Source organism: Streptomyces sp. RP5T (assembly GCF_003933965.1).
Taxonomy (GTDB): domain Bacteria; phylum Actinomycetota; class Actinomycetes; order Streptomycetales; family Streptomycetaceae; genus Streptomyces.
The window spans coordinates 1-1,977 of record NZ_RSAJ01000964.1 but is presented as its reverse complement, the minus strand read 5'-3'; the positions used below and the strand labels follow the sequence as shown (position 1 = coordinate 1,977).

The following is a 1,977-nucleotide window of genomic DNA, read 5'->3' as shown; positions in this document are numbered from 1 at the left end:
GGGCCGGCGGGCAGGCCGCCGGGGCGAGGTGGGCGGTGCCCGGGGCTGTCGTGTAGGTGCCGTGGTCGGTGCGGGAGCCGGGGCCGACGAGGTAGCCGCCGGCACCGCGGATGTCGATGCCGGGGGCGAGGCGGCCGGCCGAGTTGGGGACGGCGGCGTCGGGCGGGCCGGTGAGCCAGAGGTGGCGGCCTCCGCTCGGGGTGAGGACGACGACCGTGTCGGGGATCGTGAAGAGATGGCGCAGGGCCAGTTCGCGCAGGGCCGCCGAGGAGTCGGTGCCCGACTTGGTGTCCAGGTCGACGCCGATCAGGTGGTGGGGCGGCAGACCGCACGCGATGCCGTAGCCCGTGGCCCAGGGGGCGGCCGCGAAGAGCTCGCGGATGCGGACGGGGTCGGTCGAGGCGTCGTAGACACCGTGGCCGAACGCGCCGCACTCGCCGTGGCAGCGGCCGTTCGGGGTGTGGTCGTCGTGGTGGGGGGAGCGCAGGGCCGGGAGTTTGGTGCGGGACAGGGGGATGACGGCCAGCCCGCGCTCGGCGGCTGACAGGGCGTGTGCGAGGGCCAGGGTCGTGGCCTGCCGGTCGGTGGTGGCCATGCCTCCATATTCGTACGCGTGTTCGAAAAAGGGAAGGGTCGGCGGGTGCGACGCGCCGAAGTGGAGGGATTGGCCGAAAAGCTGCCGGAACGCTTCCTCTGTTGTCCCGCTTGACGATCAAGAGCCCGAAACACCCGATCCTGGTGCCTGAAGTCGCGAAAGGGGTTTATCGACTTGTCCTCACGCTTCAGGGGGAATAACCGCTTCCGCTCTGGTTCGCCGGGGATTCGGTGGGCAACTCTGGATTCGCGACGTCGTGCACAGCACCGGGGCGGTCGGCCAACTGCCCGGGAAACAGCCCTACTTGACGTACTGCCGGCACAGGCCGGGTTCTGGAGGAAACACCATGGCAAGCATCCGTACCGCTCGCGTCATCGCCGCCGTCTCCGCCCTCCCGCTCGCCGCCGCACTCTTCACCGGCGTCGCGGCGGCGGACAACGGCGGCTTCGCGGACAACGGATCGAACGCGGGTGTCGCGAGCATCGTGGGGAGCGGTGTCGGGCACGACAACCGCGGCAACTCGTCCACGACACAGCAGAACGCCGTCGGCTCCGGGGCGTCGAACCAGAGCAACACGGCACAGGTCAACGGCTCCGCGTTCACGGCCGTCAACCAGGGGAACAACAACACGTCCGTCAACTTCACCCCCTTGTGGTGGTGATCCGCGAGGGCTGAACGGCCCTCGACCGGGGGGATTTCATGGGGTGGGACACGTCCGCGCGGCGGTGCTTCGGCGCCGCCGCGCAGGTGTGTGTGCGGGTGCGGCGGCGGCCTTGACACCTCTCCCGATCTGACGGACAGTCAGGAAATCTTGCGGACAAGGAGGTTGTCGTCATGGCCGACGATCCGGACACACCGCGGAGCCGGCCCGAGGCCGGCGATCCGGACGCCTCGCAGCCCGACCTGCTGACCCGCCTGAAGTCCTACGAAGGGCACCCCGCCGCTGTATCCGCCACCGGCAAGGACCCCGTCAACCTGCCGATGATCCGCCACTGGTGCGAAGCCCTGGGGGACGCCCACCCGGCCTACACGGGCCCCGACGCCGTCGCCCCGCCCACCATGCTCCAGGCCTGGACGATGGGGGGACTGAGCGGCCATACGGGCAGATCGTCCGCGTACGACGAACTCCTCGCGCTCCTCGACGATTCGGGGTGCACCTCGGTCGTCGCCACCGACTGCGAGCAGGAGTACCTGCGGCCGTTGCGTCCCGGCGACGAGATCACGTTCGACACGGTCATCGAGTCGGTCTCCGGCCGCAAGACCACCAGACTCGGCACCGGGCACTTCGTCACGACCCGTACCGACGTCCGCGTGGGCGGGACCCTCGTCGGCACCCACCGGTTCCGCATCCTCAAGTACGCGCCCACGCGCGCGAAGGAGAC

3 protein-coding genes are annotated in these 1,977 nt (G+C 70.2%); 2 read left to right on the top strand and 1 reads right to left on the bottom strand.

The genetic code is table 11. The features are described from left to right. The coding region (locus EHS43_RS43475; protein ID WP_148104306.1) for a bifunctional DNA primase/polymerase at positions 1-595 on the bottom strand (595 nt) is incomplete at its 3' end. Positions 596-941: 346 nt separating this feature from the next. On the opposite strand from EHS43_RS43475, the gene EHS43_RS43470 reads away from it, so the two are divergent. Together EHS43_RS43470 and EHS43_RS43465 are read left to right on the top strand one after the other, a co-directional pair. After that, positions 942-1,256 (top strand): hypothetical protein, encoded by a 315-nt coding sequence (locus EHS43_RS43470; protein ID WP_125195931.1) that lies wholly within the window; start codon positions 942-944, stop codon positions 1,254-1,256. Between the two features lie 173 nt (positions 1,257-1,429). After that, a partial coding sequence (locus EHS43_RS43465; protein ID WP_148104305.1) for a MaoC family dehydratase N-terminal domain-containing protein occupies positions 1,430-1,977 on the top strand: 548 nt, incomplete at its 3' end.

Coding starts and splice junctions, on each gene's coding strand:
- EHS43_RS43470 (WP_125195931.1), top strand. CDS start 942: ATGGCAAGCATCCGTACCGCTCGCGTCATCGCCGCCGTCTCCGCCCTC.